General features: G+C 71.8%; 17 protein-coding genes. 5 read left to right on the forward strand and 12 right to left on the reverse strand.

Annotation, left to right across the window (positions count from 1 at the left end):
- Positions 1-5 precede the first annotated feature (5 nt).
- Entirely contained in the window at positions 6-503 is a 498-nt protein-coding gene (locus QFZ76_RS12310; protein WP_373464288.1) for a transglycosylase family protein, read from the reverse strand.
- 114 nt (positions 504-617) lie between these two features.
- Positions 618-1,295: a transglycosylase family protein gene (locus QFZ76_RS12315; RefSeq protein ID WP_307673753.1), complete on the reverse strand. Its 678-nt coding sequence runs from the start codon at positions 1,293-1,295 to the stop codon at positions 618-620.
- Positions 1,296-1,840: 545 nt separating this feature from the next.
- On the opposite strand from QFZ76_RS12315, the gene QFZ76_RS12320 reads away from it, so the two are divergent.
- The gene (locus QFZ76_RS12320; RefSeq protein ID WP_266442135.1) at positions 1,841-2,623 is read left to right on the forward strand and encodes a hypothetical protein; all 783 of its coding nucleotides are present in this window, start codon (positions 1,841-1,843) and stop codon (positions 2,621-2,623) included.
- 96 nt (positions 2,624-2,719) lie between these two features.
- Positions 2,720-3,094 (forward strand): hypothetical protein, encoded by a 375-nt coding sequence (locus QFZ76_RS12325; protein ID WP_307673754.1) that lies wholly within the window; start codon positions 2,720-2,722, stop codon positions 3,092-3,094.
- Positions 3,095-3,144: 50 nt separating this feature from the next.
- Here QFZ76_RS12325 and der read toward each other — a convergent pair whose 3' ends face one another.
- The 5 genes from der to aroH all read right to left on the reverse strand — a co-directional run bounded on the left by der (position 3,145) and on the right by aroH (position 7,573).
- Positions 3,145-4,620 (reverse strand): ribosome biogenesis GTPase Der, encoded by a 1,476-nt coding sequence (gene der, locus QFZ76_RS12330; protein ID WP_307673755.1) that lies wholly within the window; start codon positions 4,618-4,620, stop codon positions 3,145-3,147.
- Positions 4,621-4,699: 79 nt separating this feature from the next.
- On the reverse strand, positions 4,700-5,392 hold the full coding sequence (locus QFZ76_RS12335) for a lysophospholipid acyltransferase family protein (RefSeq protein ID WP_373464289.1): 693 nt from the start codon (positions 5,390-5,392) through the stop codon (positions 4,700-4,702).
- Complete coding sequence (gene cmk, locus QFZ76_RS12340; RefSeq protein WP_307673756.1) at positions 5,350-6,036, reverse strand: (d)CMP kinase; 687 nt, start codon at positions 6,034-6,036, stop codon at positions 5,350-5,352. The genes QFZ76_RS12335 and cmk overlap by 43 nt, the downstream gene beginning before the upstream one ends.
- Positions 6,037-6,122: 86 nt before the next feature.
- Positions 6,123-7,208 (reverse strand): prephenate dehydrogenase, encoded by a 1,086-nt coding sequence (locus QFZ76_RS12345; protein ID WP_307673757.1) that lies wholly within the window; start codon positions 7,206-7,208, stop codon positions 6,123-6,125.
- Positions 7,205-7,573, reverse strand: a complete 369-nt coding sequence (gene aroH / locus QFZ76_RS12350) for a chorismate mutase (RefSeq protein ID WP_217238791.1) — start codon at positions 7,571-7,573, stop codon at positions 7,205-7,207. Before aroH ends, QFZ76_RS12345 begins: the two co-directional genes overlap by 4 nt.
- A 241-nt stretch (positions 7,574-7,814) precedes the next feature.
- On the opposite strand from aroH, the gene QFZ76_RS12355 reads away from it, so the two are divergent.
- From QFZ76_RS12355 to QFZ76_RS12365, 3 genes are read left to right on the forward strand one after another with little or no spacing between them, the layout of a single operon-like run.
- On the forward strand, positions 7,815-8,477 hold the full coding sequence (locus tag QFZ76_RS12355; RefSeq protein WP_307673758.1) for a hypothetical protein: 663 nt from the start codon (positions 7,815-7,817) through the stop codon (positions 8,475-8,477).
- A gap of 18 nt (positions 8,478-8,495) precedes the next feature.
- Complete coding sequence (locus QFZ76_RS12360; RefSeq protein WP_307673759.1) at positions 8,496-9,080, forward strand: DUF6529 family protein; 585 nt, start codon at positions 8,496-8,498, stop codon at positions 9,078-9,080.
- Positions 9,077-9,487, forward strand: a complete 411-nt coding sequence (locus tag QFZ76_RS12365) for a Rieske (2Fe-2S) protein (protein ID WP_307673760.1) — start codon at positions 9,077-9,079, stop codon at positions 9,485-9,487. The genes QFZ76_RS12360 and QFZ76_RS12365 overlap by 4 nt, the downstream gene beginning before the upstream one ends.
- Positions 9,488-9,514: 27 nt before the next feature.
- Here the strand turns inward: QFZ76_RS12365 and QFZ76_RS12370 are convergent, their stop codons facing one another.
- The 5 genes from QFZ76_RS12370 to QFZ76_RS12390 all read right to left on the reverse strand — a co-directional run bounded on the left by QFZ76_RS12370 (position 9,515) and on the right by QFZ76_RS12390 (position 14,263).
- Complete coding sequence (locus tag QFZ76_RS12370) at positions 9,515-10,531, reverse strand: ADP-ribosylglycohydrolase family protein (protein ID WP_307673761.1); 1,017 nt, start codon at positions 10,529-10,531, stop codon at positions 9,515-9,517.
- Positions 10,528-11,259 carry an NUDIX domain-containing protein gene (locus QFZ76_RS12375; RefSeq protein ID WP_307673762.1) on the reverse strand — a complete coding sequence of 244 codons (732 nt, stop codon included), beginning with the start codon at positions 11,257-11,259 and terminating at the stop codon, positions 10,528-10,530. Before QFZ76_RS12375 ends, QFZ76_RS12370 begins: the two co-directional genes overlap by 4 nt.
- A gap of 63 nt (positions 11,260-11,322) precedes the next feature.
- A complete protein-coding gene (locus QFZ76_RS12380) occupies positions 11,323-12,435 on the reverse strand; it encodes an MFS transporter (RefSeq protein WP_307679993.1) in 1,113 nt (370 codons plus the stop codon).
- 317 nt (positions 12,436-12,752) lie between these two features.
- Entirely contained in the window at positions 12,753-13,307 is a 555-nt protein-coding gene (locus QFZ76_RS12385) for a TIGR03086 family metal-binding protein (RefSeq protein ID WP_307673763.1), read from the reverse strand.
- Complete coding sequence (locus QFZ76_RS12390) at positions 13,304-14,263, reverse strand: sigma-70 family RNA polymerase sigma factor (RefSeq protein ID WP_307673764.1); 960 nt, start codon at positions 14,261-14,263, stop codon at positions 13,304-13,306. Before QFZ76_RS12390 ends, QFZ76_RS12385 begins: the two co-directional genes overlap by 4 nt.
- Between the last annotated feature and the right edge of the window lie 6 nt (positions 14,264-14,269).

Consider the following 14,269-nt stretch of genomic DNA (forward strand, 5'->3'; position numbering starts at 1 on the left):
GCCGATCAGTCCTTGGTGGCCCGGTACAGCGCCCGCCAGCCGCCCTCGACGCCGTACGTGCGGGCGATCGCGGAGAGGGTGTCGTTGGGTTTCACCGTGTGCATACGGCCCCTGAGCCCGTACTTCTTGGAGCAGATCGGCCAGGCCCCCCAGCCCTGCACGGCCACCACCTTCTGGGCGACGGCGATCTGTTCCTTCCGCGTGGCGAGATCCGCGCGCGGGGCGTACTTCAGGCCGCCGAACTCCTCCCAGGTGGGCTGCCCGAACTGGAGCCCTCCGTAGTGGCCGTTTCCGGTGTTGGCGTTCCAGCGTCCGCCGCTCTCACACTCGGCGATGCAGCCCCAGGGCCACTGGTCCTCGGCGCACTCGTAGGGCGCGCGCTTCAGGAGCGGTCCGGGAGCCGGTGACGGCGGTGCCGCGTGCGCGACCCCGCAAGGGAGGGTGGAGACGAGGGCGGCGAGCAGGGCCGTGGCCAGAGCGAGCTTGATCGGCTTCGGGTGCATCGGCCCACGCTAGGCGGCCCGTGCCGTACGCCCGTCGCGGCGCGTCCGGTGCGCCCAGGGCCCCACCCGGTCGGCGGACCGGACGGGGCCCCGTACCCGGGGAGGGGGAGCGGCTCAGAGGTCGAGGCGCTGCCCGGGCACGATCACGTCGGGATCGCCGCCGACGACGGCCTTGTTGGCGGCGAAGAGCCGCTGCCAGGTGGTCCCGTGCCGGGCGGCGATGCCACTGAGCGTGTCGCCCGCGCGGACGGTGTAGTCACCGCGGGACGAGCCGCGGGACGTGCTCGGCGTCGAGCGCTCCGGCGCCTTCGACGGAGCCGAATCGGTGGCGGCCGATCCCGAGGCCGATCCCGAGGTCGACCCGGATCCCGATTCCGACCCGGCGGCCGAGCCGGCCGCGGGAGCCGCCGGTGCGCTCCCGGACGCTCCGGCCCGCGCCGAGCAGGTGGGCCACGCGCCCCAGCCCTGGGCCTGCTGAACCTTGGTGGCGACGGCGATCTGCTGGGACTTGGTCGCCTGGTCGGCGGTCGGGGCGTAGGCCGTGCCGCCGTACCCGCGCCAGGTGGACGCGGAGAACTGGAGTCCTCCGTAGTAGCCGTTTCCGGTGTTGATGTGCCAGTTGCCGCCGCTCTCGCACTGGGCGATGCGGTCCCACACCCCGCCGTCGGCCGCCGCGGCGTTGCCGGTCGCGGCCAGCAGCCCGAGCGGGGCGAGCAGTGCCGCCCCGGCGAGGACCGCCGTCGTACGGGTCTTACGAACGTTGTCGCGAGTGGTATCGGCACATTCGGACATGAAGTTCCCTCTCCACGGACCCGGGGTCCCCCAAGGCGGGGCGCGACGCCTGCGTGTCGTACGCCGTCGTCGTGCTCCGCCCCGTCCGCCGGAGGCCGTGAAGCGAGCAGGCGTCGAGGACGCATGCGGCCGGCGGACGAACCCGAGCGGTGCTCGTTGCACACGGCGGAGGAATGTAGAGAGGGTGACCGCCCGGTATCAACCAACTGCCTGTCGCTCCAGGCCAGTTCGCCGTTACCTTGGGTATCGGCAACTTTCGGCCACCCACTTCATTCGCCGATTTCCTGATTTGTCGACCAGCTGCCTCGATGATCTGTGACCCACTTCACCGAACCAACTTCCTTGGATACCCGAGGAATTGACGGTGAGTGCCGGATTGCGCACCAAAGGTGACCCTGCGCTGTGGATGGTTCGATTCCGTTCGCCCTGGGGCGTGACTCCCGCCACAGATCGCCCGTTGTCTTCTTCATGAGCCCGGGACCCACCCGGTTCACGGGCCGGGAGCCACCCGGCCCCGCCACGCACCACATCCCGAGGGAGCCACCGTGCCGCGCATGCTCGACGTCAGCGACGAGGTACGCGCCGAGATCGGCGACGAAGAGGCCGACCGGCTGCTCGCCGGAGAGAACGCCCCCGGCAGTTACGACTGCACGTCCTGCCGTACCCAGGGCGACTCCGAGCAGGAGCGCACCAGCACCGTCCTGTTCATCGGAGACGAGACCGCCGTCCTCGCCTTCGCCCACGCCACCTGTCTGCCCTCCCAGGTCGTCCAGGTCACCGAGGAGCAGCTCCAGGGCGCGGTGAAGTCCATCACCGGCGACACGGTCGACCTGGAGCCGGACAAGATCGCACCCGAGCAGGCGGTGCTCGGCGTGACCAGCGGACTCGTCCTGATCGCCGGGGAGTTGCACCCGGCGCTGGTGGTCGAGCCGACCGCGCCGATCGTGCGGCCCGGGGCGACGGGGGCCGGCGACGACTTCCTGCCGCTGCTCATCGAGCAGGGGTTCATGCCACTGACGACGATCGACTCCACGCCGTCCGTGCTGCACGGGTGGTCGGTGCTGCTGGCCGTGGGGCAGCTGCACGCGGTGCTCCAGCCGTCGCCGAACGGCGGGCAGCCGGTGGCGTGGTGGCAGGCGCACCAGCCTCTTCAGGTCACGGAGAGCTGGCGGGCCGCCGCGAACAAGCACCAGCAGGTGCTGATGTTCGCCGCGCCGGTGGGGTCCATCGGGCGGCAGCCCCGGGAGGATCTGCTGCGGGACGCGCTGGACAAGGCGGCGGCCAACGGGAAGTTGGTCGCGGCCGCGATGCCGCTTGCGGGGACGTGAGCCCACGCGGCGCAGCCGCACATCGATACGGCCCCGCGCCCCTGAAGGCCTGATGCACAACCGCATCTCTTCAAGTGCGGGGTCGTTTGGACATACGTGCACACCTACGATGTCCCCCGCCGCCAGTTCCCGTCGCTCCCCTCCGCGCGAGTTGCTCAGGATTCTTCGGGCGGCCCCTCGGCCACGCCGATCTACGACGCGCTCTACGCCGAGTACGTCAAGTCGTTCCGTTCGCTGCCGGGTGATCGCAGCGGCGAGGACGAACTGGGTTTCACCGGCTTCGGGAACATCCCGCACAGCACGGGCTCGTTCAGCAACTCGTACAGCGCCTACAGTGCGGGGGCCTACAGCGCCCGCCAGCAGTCGCAGTGGCAGCGCGTCGGGCAGATCGGCCAGATCGGGCAGCAGCACAGCACCGGGATGCACCACGTTCCGGCGGCGCTGCCGCCGGGGCCGCGCAGAGGCGTCTGAGACATGAGGAAGGGCGGCCCCGGTGGGGGCCGCCCTTCCTCATGCGTGCGTCACTTCTTCCTGCCGCGCTTCTCGCGCACCCGCACCGAGATGTGGATCGGGGTGCCCTCGAAGGCGAACTCCTCGCGCAGGCGGCGCTCGATGAAGCGCCGGTAGCCCGCCTCGATGAAGCCGGAGGCGAAGAGCACGAACCGCGGCGGCTTGGTGCCGGCCTGCGTGCCGAACAGGATGCGCGGCTGCTTGCCGCCCCGGACGGGGTGCGGGTGGGCGGCGACCAGCTCGCCGAGGAAGGCGTTCAGGCGGCCCGTGGGGACGCGGGTCTCCCAGCCGGCCAGCGCCGTCTCGATCGCCGGGACCAGCTTCTCCATGTGGCGCCCGGTGCGCGCCGAGACGTTCACCCGCGGCGCCCAGGCGACCTGGGCGAGCTCGGTCTCGATCTCGCGCTCCAGGTAGTAGCGGCGCTCCTCGTCGAGGGTGTCCCACTTGTTGAACGCGAGGACGATCGCGCGGCCCGCGTCCACGGCCATGGAGACGATGCGCTGGTCCTGGACCGAGATGGACTCGCAGGCGTCGATCAGAATGACCGCCACCTCGGCCTTCTCGACGGCGGCCGCGGTGCGCAGCGAGGCGTAGTAGTCGGCGCCCTGCTGGAGGTGGACACGCTTGCGGATGCCCGCCGTGTCGACGAACTTCCAGGTGATGCCGCCGAGTTCGATCAGCTCGTCGACCGGGTCGCGGGTGGTGCCCGCGACCTCGTTGACGACGACGCGCTCCTCGTTCGCCACCTTGTTCAACAGCGAGGACTTGCCGACGTTCGGCCGGCCGATGAGGGCGATGCGGCGCGGACCGCCGACCGCGGTGCCGAAGGTCTGCTCGGGCGCCTCCGGCAGGGCCTCCAGGACGGCGTCCAGCATGTCGCCGGTGCCGCGGCCGTGCAGCGCGGAGATGGGGTGCGGCTCGCCGAGGCCGAGGGCCCACAGGTAGGCCGCGTCGGCCTCGCCGCTCTGGCCGTCGACCTTGTTGGCGGCCAGCACGACGGGCTTGCCGGCCTTGCGCAGCAGTCGTACGACCGCCTCGTCGGTGTCGGTCGCGCCCACCTTGGCGTCCACGACGAACACGACCGCGTCGGCCGCCTCGATCGCGTACTCGGCCTGTGCGGCCACAGAGGCGTCGATGCCGAGGACGTCCTGCTCCCAGCCGCCGGTGTCGACGAGCTTGAAGCGGCGGCCCGCCCACTCGGCTTCGTAGGTCACGCGGTCGCGGGTGACACCCGGCTTGTCCTCGACGACGGCCTCGCGGCGGCCGATGATGCGGTTCACCAGAGTCGACTTGCCGACGTTCGGGCGGCCGACGACGGCGAGGACGGGCAGCGGCCCGTGGCCCGCCGCCTCGATCGCGCCCTCGACGTCCTCGACGTCGAAGCCCTCTTCCGCGGCGAGCTCCATGAACTCCGCGTACTCGGCGTCGCCAAGCGCTCCGTGGTCGTGCTCCTCGCCCGAGCCGTCGGAGTGGATGTGGTCGTTCATGAAGTCCGTACCTCGTTCATCGTGGTGATCGGTGGAACACCCGGTTCGTTTGTCCGGTTGGTCCACTACTCAGTGTCGCCTAGCGCCCGGTCAGGCGCCTGGCGTTTTCCAGGTGTGCGGTGAGCTGCTTCTGGATGCGTTCGGTCGCCTCGTCGAGCGCCTTGCGCGTACGCCGTCCGCTGCCGTCGCCGGCCTCGAACGGGTCGCCGAAGACCACGTCGACGCGGCTGCGCAGCGGGGGCAGCCCCTTTATCAACCGTCCGCGCCTCTCGGAACTTCCCAGTACGGCGACCGGGACGATCGGGGCGCCGCCGCGGACGGCGAAGTACGCGAGCCCGGCGCGCAGTGCGGCGAAGTCCCCCTCGCCGCGGGTGCCCTCCGGGAAGATCCCGAGGACGCCACCGTTCTCCAGCACGCCCAGCGCGCGCGTGATGGCCGTCCGGTCGGTGGTGTCGCGGTCGACTTTGATCTGGCCGACGCGGGTCATGAACGGGCCGAGCAGGCCGACGAACGCCTCCTTCTTGACCAGGAAGTGCGAGGGCCGGGGCGCCACGCCGATGACCATCGGACCGTCGACGACGTGGGAGTGGTTGACCGCGAAGATCACCGGGCCGGTCGCGGGGACCTTCCAGGCGCCCAGCACGCGCGGCTTCCACAGCCCGTACATCAGGCCGACGCCGATGCGCCGCCCTACTTCGGCGCCCTTCTCCGAGGGCACGGACACAACGCTCACTTCGCGGCCCGCTTCTCCTCGACGAGCGTGACGACGCACTCGATGACCTGCGCCAGCGTGAGCTCGGTGGTGTCCACCTCGACCGCGTCGCCGGCCTTGGCCAGCGGCGAGGTCTTGCGGCTGGAGTCGGCCGCGTCCCGCTTGATCAGGGCCTCACGGGTGGCGTTGACGTCGGCACCCTTCAGCTCACCGCTGCGGCGGGCGGCGCGCGCCTCCGGCGAGGCGGTGAGGAAGATCTTCAGGTCGGCGTCGGGCAGCACGGTCGTACCGATGTCGCGGCCCTCGACGACGATGCCCTGCTCGGCGGTGGCCGCGATGGAGCGCTGCAGCTCGGTGATCCGGGCGCGCACCTCGGCCACCGCGCTGACCGCGCTGACCTTGGAGGTGACCTCCTGGGTGCGGATCGGGGCGGCCACGTCGGCGCCGTCGACCGTGATCGTGGGGTGGGACGGGTCGGTGCCGGAGACGATGTCGGGCTTGCCGGCCGCCGCGGCGATCGCCGACGGGTCGTCGGTGTCGATCCCGTTGGTCACCATCCACCAGGTGATCGCCCGGTACTGGGCGCCGGTGTCGAGGTAGCTCAGGCCGAGCTGGGAGGCCACGGCCTTCGACGTGCTCGACTTGCCCGTGCCGGAGGGGCCGTCAATGGCGACAATCACGGGCTGGGCGGCGCCGTTTTCCACGGGGGGACACCTTCCTGGTGCGTGGTGGGAGTGTGCGGGGACGCAAAAGCGCCCCGCACAAGGTTACTGGCTCGCCAGAGGCCTCCTTACTGGCGGATGGCCCAGCCCCGCTCCCGCAGTGCCGCCGTCAGGACCGGCGCCGCCTTGGGCTCCACCATCAGCTGCACCAGACCGGCCTGCTGCCCGGTCGCGTGCTCGATCCGTACGTCCTCGATGTTGACCCCGGCCATCCCCGCGTCCGCGAAGATGCGGGCCAGCTGGCCGGGCTGGTCGTCGATGAGGACGGCCACGACCTCGTACGCCCGGGGAGCGGATCCGTGCTTGCCGGGCACCCGGACCTGGCCCGCGTTGCCGCGCCGCAGGACGCTCTCGATGCCGATGGTGCCCTCGCGCCGCTTGTCCTCGTCGGAGGCCTGCAGGGCCCTGAGCGCCCGGACCGTCTCGTCGAGGTCGGCGGAGACGTCCGCGAGGAGGTCGGCGACCGGCCCCGGGTTCGCGGACAGGATGTCGATCCACATCCCGGGGTCGGACGCGGCGATCCGGGTCACGTCCCGGATGCCCTGCCCGCACAGCCGTACGGCGGCCTCCTCGGCGTGCTCCAGGCGCGCGGCGACCATGCTGGAGACCAGGTGGGGCATGTGGGAGACGAGGGCGACGGCACGGTCGTGGGCGTCGGCGTCCATCACGACCGGCACGGCACGGCAGTGCGAGACCAGTTCCAGGGCGAGGTTCAGCACCTCGGTGTCGGTGTCCCGGGTCGGCGTCAGCACCCAGGGGCGGCCCTCGAAGAGGTCGCCGGTGGCGGCCAGCGGGCCCGACTTCTCGCGGCCCGACATCGGGTGGCTGCCGATGTAGGCCGACAGGTCGAGGCCGAGCGCCTCCAGCTCACGGCGCGGGCCGCCCTTGACGCTGGCCACGTCGAGGTAGCCGCGGGCCAGGCCCCGGCGCATCGCGTCGGCGAGCACCGCGGCCACGTGGGCGGGCGGGGCGGCGACGATCGCGAGGTCGACGGGCTGTTCGGGCGCCTCGTCGGTGCCGGCGCCGAGCGCGGCCGCCGTACGGGCCTGCTCCGGGTCGTGGTCGGCGAGGTGGACGACGACGCCCCGCTGGGACAGGGCGAGGGCGGCGGACGTACCGATGAGTCCGGTGCCGATGACGAGGGCGGTTCTCACTGGGCGATGTCCTTGCGCAGGGCGGCCGCGGCGCCGAGGTAGACATGCGCGATGTCGGCGCGGGGCCGGTCCGACTCGATGTGCGCGAGGACGCGGACGACGCGGGGCATGGCGCCCTCGATCTCCAGCTCCTGGGCGCAGATCAGCGGTACGTCGGCGAAGCCCGTGCCGAGCTTGCGGGCCGCGGCGGCCGGGAAGTCGCTGTGCAGGTCGGGCGTGGCCGTGAACCAGATGCTGATCAGGTCGTCCGGGGTGAGGCCGTTGCGCTCCAGGACCGCGGTGAGCAGGGCCCCGACCTGCTCGTCCATGTGGCCGGCCTCGTCCCGCTCGAGCTGGACGGCGCCCCTCACCGCTCGTACCGCCACGATCATGCTCCTTGCTGATGTACCTGTCGGCTCTTGGTTCATCCAGCCTAGTCAGCCCGTGTGGAGCCGGTGCGCGGCGCCCGCCCGCTGAGACGGTGCCCGTCTCTCACGGCGAACCCCGTCAAGGTCACCCGTAACGCGCAAATCCGCTACTTGGGGCGAGAACGCTCCCGTGCGCCTCTGGACGCGGGGCCCCCGGTCCGCTCTGATGGCAGGAAGCTCGCCTCGGGGGAGGCCTCTCATGAAGCGTTCGGGACCTGTCGTCACTCTGCTCGCTGGACTGCTGCTCGGCCTGTTCATGCTGTCGATGAACTCGACGACGGGGACGAAGAGCGCCTCGACCTCCTACGCCGAGGAGTCACCGGAGGCGGCCACGGCCGCCCCGACGCCCACCCGGACGACCGCGTCCCCCTCGCCGTCCCCCTCCCGCACCCAGATTCCCGACGCCGACTACGCGGGCCGCACCACCGACGACTCCGCCTCCGTCGCCGTGACGCTGCGCGACGGCAAGGCGATCGCCTACTTCTGCGACGGCCGCGCCAAGGAGTCCTGGCTGAAGGGCGACGTCGAGGACGACGGCACCATGAAGCTCACCGGGAAGCACGGCGCCGAGCTGAACGGCACCCTCAAGGATGGCAAGCGGATCAGCGGCACCGTCGACATCGACGGCGGGCAGTACGCGTTCACCGCCGACAAGGCGAAGAAGCCGTCCGGGCTGTACCGGGCCACGGCGACGGTGCGCGGCGCGAAGGTCGACGGCGGCTGGATCGTCCTGCCGGACGGCCGGCAGGTCGGCATCTTCACCCGCGACGGCGAACCCGCACCAGCACCGCGGATCGACCCGGAGACCGGCGCGGTGACGATCGACGGACAGCAGCTCACGGCACGCCCCGTCACCCCCTGACCCTTCCCGGAGTCATTGATGACCGTCGACCCGAACGCCGCCACCCAGAACTTCCCGTCCCCGGAGCCCGGCCACCGTCGCCCGCACCCGGCCCGCTATCTGGTCCCGGCGCTCGTGGCCGCCGCGGTGGCAGTGGGCCTGGGCGTGTACGGCAAGGTCCACGATCCGGCGGGGACCGCCTTCAACCTGGCCGGCTTCAGCAGCACCGGGGCGGTGAAGTCGTGGCTGGGCACCGTCGCGTTCTTCTTCGCCCTCGTCCAGGTGGTCTCGGCGGCGATGGTCTACGGCCGGCTGCCCGGCCCTCGCTGGTCACCGGCCCTGCACCGCTGGTCGGGCCGGGTGGCGTTCCTGGTGTCGGTGCCGGTCGCGGTGCACTGTCTGTACGCGCTGGGCTATCAGACGTACGAAACGCGCGTTTTGTGGCACTCTCTTCTGGGTTGCTTCTTCTTCGGTGCCTTCAGCGCCAAGATGCTGCTGCTCCGTTCGGAGCGACTCCCCGGCTGGCTGCTGCCCATCGTCGGCGGCCTGGTCTTCACCGCCCTCACGATCATCTGGCTCACCTCAGCCCTCTGGTTCTTCCGCACCTTCGGAGTGACGACATGACTCAAGGCCCGACGCGGCGCACGGTTCTTTTCGCGACGGGCGCGGCGGCGCTCACCGTCGGATGCAGCGAGTACGGCGACGACAGCGACTCCGGTTCGTCCTCGGTCGAGGCCTCCGCCGGGCAGGAACTGGCGAAGACGGGCGACATCCCGGTCGGCGGCGGCAAGATCTTCCCGGACCAGAAGATCGTCGTCACCCAGCCGAAGGAAGGCGACTTCAAGGCCTTCTCCAACATCTGCACCCACCAGCAGTGCCCGGTCGCCAACGTCACCGACGGCACCATCAACTGCACCTGCCACGGCAGCAAGTTCAGCATCACGGACGGCGCTGTGCAGAACCCGCCGGCGACCAAGCCCCTGCCCGAGAAGCAGATCAAGGTGGCAGGAGACTCGATCACCGTGGCCTGACCGCCGCAGACCGGTTCGGCAGCCCCGTCAGGCGTCCCAGAGCGCCCCGAGGGTCACCAGCTCGCCCTGGTACTCGATCCGGTCCGCCCACTCGGCCGGCCAGACCTCCGCGCCCAGGTACGCGCCCGCGAAGGCACCCGCCAGACACGCGATGGAGTCCGAGTCACCGGCGGTGCAGGCGGCCCGGCGCAGGGCCGTCACCGGCTCGTCCGCGAAGAGCAGGAAGCTCAACAGCCCGGTCGCCATGGCCTCTTCGGCGATCCACCCCTCGCCGGTGGCCAGGCACGGGTCGGACTCGGGCGAGGGCGAGCGCAGCGCGGCCTCGAGGCGGTCCAGGATCGCCAGGCACTCGTCCCACCCGCGGGCGATGAAGTGCTCGGGGCCGGGATCCTGGCTGCGCGTCCACAGGTCCCCGAGCCAGCGCTCGTGGTACCGGCTCCGATTCTCCTCCGCGTACGACCGCAGCAGCCCGACCAGTTCGCCCGGCTCGGTCCCGTGCGCGAGCAGCCGTACGGCGTGCGCGGTGAGGTCGGAGGCGGCGAGTGCCGTCGGATGCCCGTGCGTGAGGGCGGACTGCAACTGGGCCGCGCCCGCGCGCTGTTCGTCGCTCAGGCCGGGGATCAGCCCGACGGGCGCGACCCGCATGTTGGCTCCGCAGCCCTTGGAGCCGATCTGGCTGGCGTCCTGCCAGGGCAGGTCGGGACGCTCCAGGAGGGCGCACGCCCGCAGGCACGTGTTGCCCGGGGCCCGGTTGTTCTCCGGGGAGCGGTTCCAGGCGATGAACTCCCGCCGCACGGGCTCGGCCATGTCGGGCCCGAGCACTCCCCGGTCCATGGCCGTCCGCAGCCCCTTCCCCAGCGCCAGCGTCATCTGCGTGTCGTCGGTGACGAGGGCAGGTGTCGGCAGCGACATGTCCCGCCACGGCCCGAACCTGTCGGTGATCGACGACACGCTGTGGAACTCGGTCGGGTATCCGAGCGCGTCACCGAGGGCGAGCCCGATCAGTGAGCCCGTGGCGGCGCGCTTGGTGAGGGTGGTGGTCATGCGGGGCGTCCTTCCCGGGACGGTCGGAGGAGAGGGGGGTGCAGGGCGGTGGCCGGACCCGACCGGTACAGCGCGGCCGGTTTGCCCCGGCCGCCGGTCAGCCGGGCGGCACCGGGCACCGGCTCGACGAACCCGGGTGTGGCGAGCACCTTGCGCCGGAAGTTGGGCCGGTCGAGCGTGCTGCCCCACACGGTCTCGTAGACCTGCTGCAATTCGCCGAGCGTGAACTCGGGCGGGCAGAAGGCGGTGGCGAGGCAGGTGTGCTCGAGCTTGGCGCCGACGCGTTCATGGGCGTCGGCCAGGATGCGGTCGTGGTCGAAGGCGAGCGGCCGGGCCGAGTCGTAGGGCACCCAGCGCGCCTGCGCCGCGTCACTGCCGCCGTGCGGTTCGGGCGGGTCCGGCAGCAGCGCGGCGAACGCGACGGACACGACCCGCATGCGGGGGTCCCGGTCGGGCTCGCTGTAGGTCCACAGCTGCTCCAGGTGCAGCCCGGACACGTCCGCGAGGCCGGTCTCCTCGGCGAGCTCCCGCCGGGCGGCCGTCTCCGCCGACTCGTCCGGCTGCACGAAGCCGCCGGGCAGCGCCCAGTGCCCGGCGTACGGCTCCTGCCCGCGCTCTACGAGCAGGACGTGCAGCGCTCCCGCGCGAAGGGTGAGCACGGCGAGGTCGACGGTGACAGCGAAGGGTTCGTAGGCGTACTTGTCGTAGACCTCGTCGTCGCCGTCCATCCGCACCCACCCTCTTTATAGTCAGTACGACTATAAAGAGGGTGGGTGCGTCTCCACAACCCCCTACTTGCGGCCCGGTGCGAACACCGCCACCACCACCCCCGCCGCCGCGGCCCCCGCGGAGACCCAGAGTGCGGGCGCGCACCCGTCCAGGAAGGCGGCCGGTGAGCCGTAGCCGCCGTAGGTCATGAACACGGCCGCGGCGACGGCCACCCCGAAGACCCCGCCCAGCTCGCGCAGCGCGTTGTTGACGCCGGCGGCGACGCCCGCGTCGCTCAGCGGCACGGACGAGGTCACGGCGTTCGCGACGCTGGGGAACACCATGGAGATGCCGATGCCCGCGATGATCAGCGGGACCACCATCTGCCCGTATCCGACGCCGGGTTCGATCTGCCAGGCCAGCAGCCCGAGCCCCGTCGCCTGCAACGCCAGGCCGGTCAGCATGAAGGGGCGGGTGCCGAACCGGTCCGCGAGCGCGCCCGCGATTGGTGCGACCAGCAGGGGCATGGCGTTCCACACGAGGATGCGCACGCCCGCCTCCAACGGGGAGTAGCCGAGCCCGAACTGGAAGAGCTGCGTGATCATGAAGAGGGCGCCGAGCAGCGAGCCGAAGAGGAGAAAAGCGGCGGCGTTGGCGGTGGAGAAGGCCCGCCGCCGGAAGTATCCGAGCGGCAGCATCGGATACCGGGCGCCCCGTTGCTCCCACCCCAGGAAGGCCGCCACGGACACGGTCCCGACGACCAGCGCGGCCAGCACCTCGACGCTCCCCCAGCCCACCTCGGGAGCCCGCACCGGCGCCCAGGCCAGGCCCGTCAGCCCGACGGCCGCCAACACCAGCCCCACCAGGTCGAGTTGGGGCCTGGTGCCGTAGCTCTCGCGGAGTTTCGTGGCGGCCAGGGGCATCATCGCGATGCCGATGGGCACGTTCAGCCAGAAGATCCACTGCCAGGACAGTCCTTCGGTGACCGCCCCGCCCAGCACGGGCCCGGCCACCACGCCGAGGCCGGTCACCCCGCCCCACACCCCGATGGCCATGCCCCGCTTCTCGGCCGGGAACGCCTCGCTGATCAAGGTCAGGGTGAGCGGCAGGAGTACGGCGGCGCCCGCGCCCTGCACCACACGGGCGGTGATGAGCTGTCCCGGGCCGCCCGCGAGGGCCGCGGCGGCGGAGGCCAGGTGGGCTCACCAGTCGGATTAGCCAACCGTAATCACACTGTGACAGAGTGTAACGTACACGCCCAGCGCCCAGGCGACGTTGGGCACCCTCCCCGGCCGGGGCATCGTCCCGGCCGGCCAGCGTCCGGAGGGGCGTGTCACGAGGGCCCACGGCTTGTCTGTGGGCACCAGGACACGAAGGCGATTGGCATCGCGGTGTTCCCGTGTCCCGGCCCTGCTCACTCCGCTGGGTCGGCAAGCCAATCAGAGACGCTCGCCCCGAAGTCGGCGCGGCTCCTTCCGTGAGGCACGAGTTACTCACGGAAGGCAGACCGGGCTCACCCCACAAAGGAATCGCGGCGCCCCAGGAAGCCCAGCAGCCGGGCCTCGGGCGGGGCGCACGACGACACGGCGACCGGCTCGGCGAACCGCACCCCCCGGTCGGCCTCCTCGACCACACACCGCGCGACGGGCAGCAGCTCGGCCGCGAGGGCCTCCGGAATGGGTCGCCCGCGCGCGTAGGCCTGGGCGACGTCCCAACCGTGCACGGCGATCTCGACGGCGCCCACGGCGACCATCAGCCGCACCTCCAGCGGCCGTTGGCCGACCAGGACCCGCTCCGCGGGCCCGGCCGCCCAGGCGCCGAGCACCGCACCCGCACGCCGGCGGAAGCCGCACGCGGGATCCGCCGACGGCTCACCGGGAAAGAGCCCGATCCGCCCGCCGGTCAGCCCCTCGTGGAGCGCGTCCAGCGAGTCGTCCAGGTGCCCGAGCAGCTCCCCCAGATCCCACTGAGCGCACGGCGTCCGCCGCCCCAGGCCGCCGGGGGCCACCCCGGCCACGCTGCCGAGTGCGTAGGCGAGCGAACGCTCCAGCAGCTCCCCGGGGTTCATGACAGCACCTTCGGCATCCCGAAGCGGCCGACCGGTGCCACGTCCAGGAAGGCCGTGATGCGGGCGACGGCCCCCTCCTCGACGGTGAGCACCTGCACGGAGTGTGCGCTGAAGACGCCGTCCGTCCCGCGCTCGTACATGACGACGGCGGGCTGCCCGTTCGCGCGCGTGGGGAACATGCGGATGCCGCCCTTCTCGTGCACGCGTGCCCGCAGGAACCGCAGGACGTCCTTCTTGCCGACGAACCACTCCAGGTGAGGCGGCATCTCCAGCTCGATCCCGTCCTGGAGGAGCCCGAGCAGTGCCTCCATGTCGGCGTTCTCGAAGGCGGCCATGTACCGGTCGAGCACCTCGCGGTCGGCCGCGCCGTCGGGTTCGACGACGAGGTCCTCCTCGGGGGCGACCTCGTCGAGGCGGGCACGCGCGCGTTGGAGACTGCTTTTGACGGCCGCCGTGGAGGTGCCGAGGAGCGAGGCGACCTCGGGCGCCCGCCAGGCCAGCACGTCCCGCAGGATGAGCACGGCCCGCTGCCGTGCGGGCAGGTGCTGCAGCGCGGCGACGAGCGCGAGCCGCAGACTGCCGCGTGCCGCCACGACGGTCGCGGGGTCGACGAGGGCGTCGGGCAGCGGCTGCAGCCACGGAACGTCCGTCGCCGGGGCGCCCAGCGGCTCCTCGGGCCCGTCCGAGGGTCCGCCCAGTCCCGTGGGCAGCGGACGCCGCACACGGCTCTCCAGCGCCGTCAGACACGTGTTGGTGGCGATCCGGTGGAGCCAGGTGCGCAGGGACGCCCGGCCCTCGTAGCCGGCGTAGGACCGCCACGCCCGCAGATACGTCTCCTGCACCAGGTCCTCGGCCTCGTCCACCGAGCCCAGCATCCGGTAGCAGTGCGCGAGCAGCTCCCGCCGGTACGGGTCGGTCAGCCGCACGAACTCGTCGCGGTCCGTCGTCGTGGTCATCCCCGC

This window comes from Streptomyces sp. V4I2 (assembly GCF_030817655.1).
Lineage (GTDB): Bacteria > Actinomycetota > Actinomycetes > Streptomycetales > Streptomycetaceae > Streptomyces > Streptomyces plumbiresistens.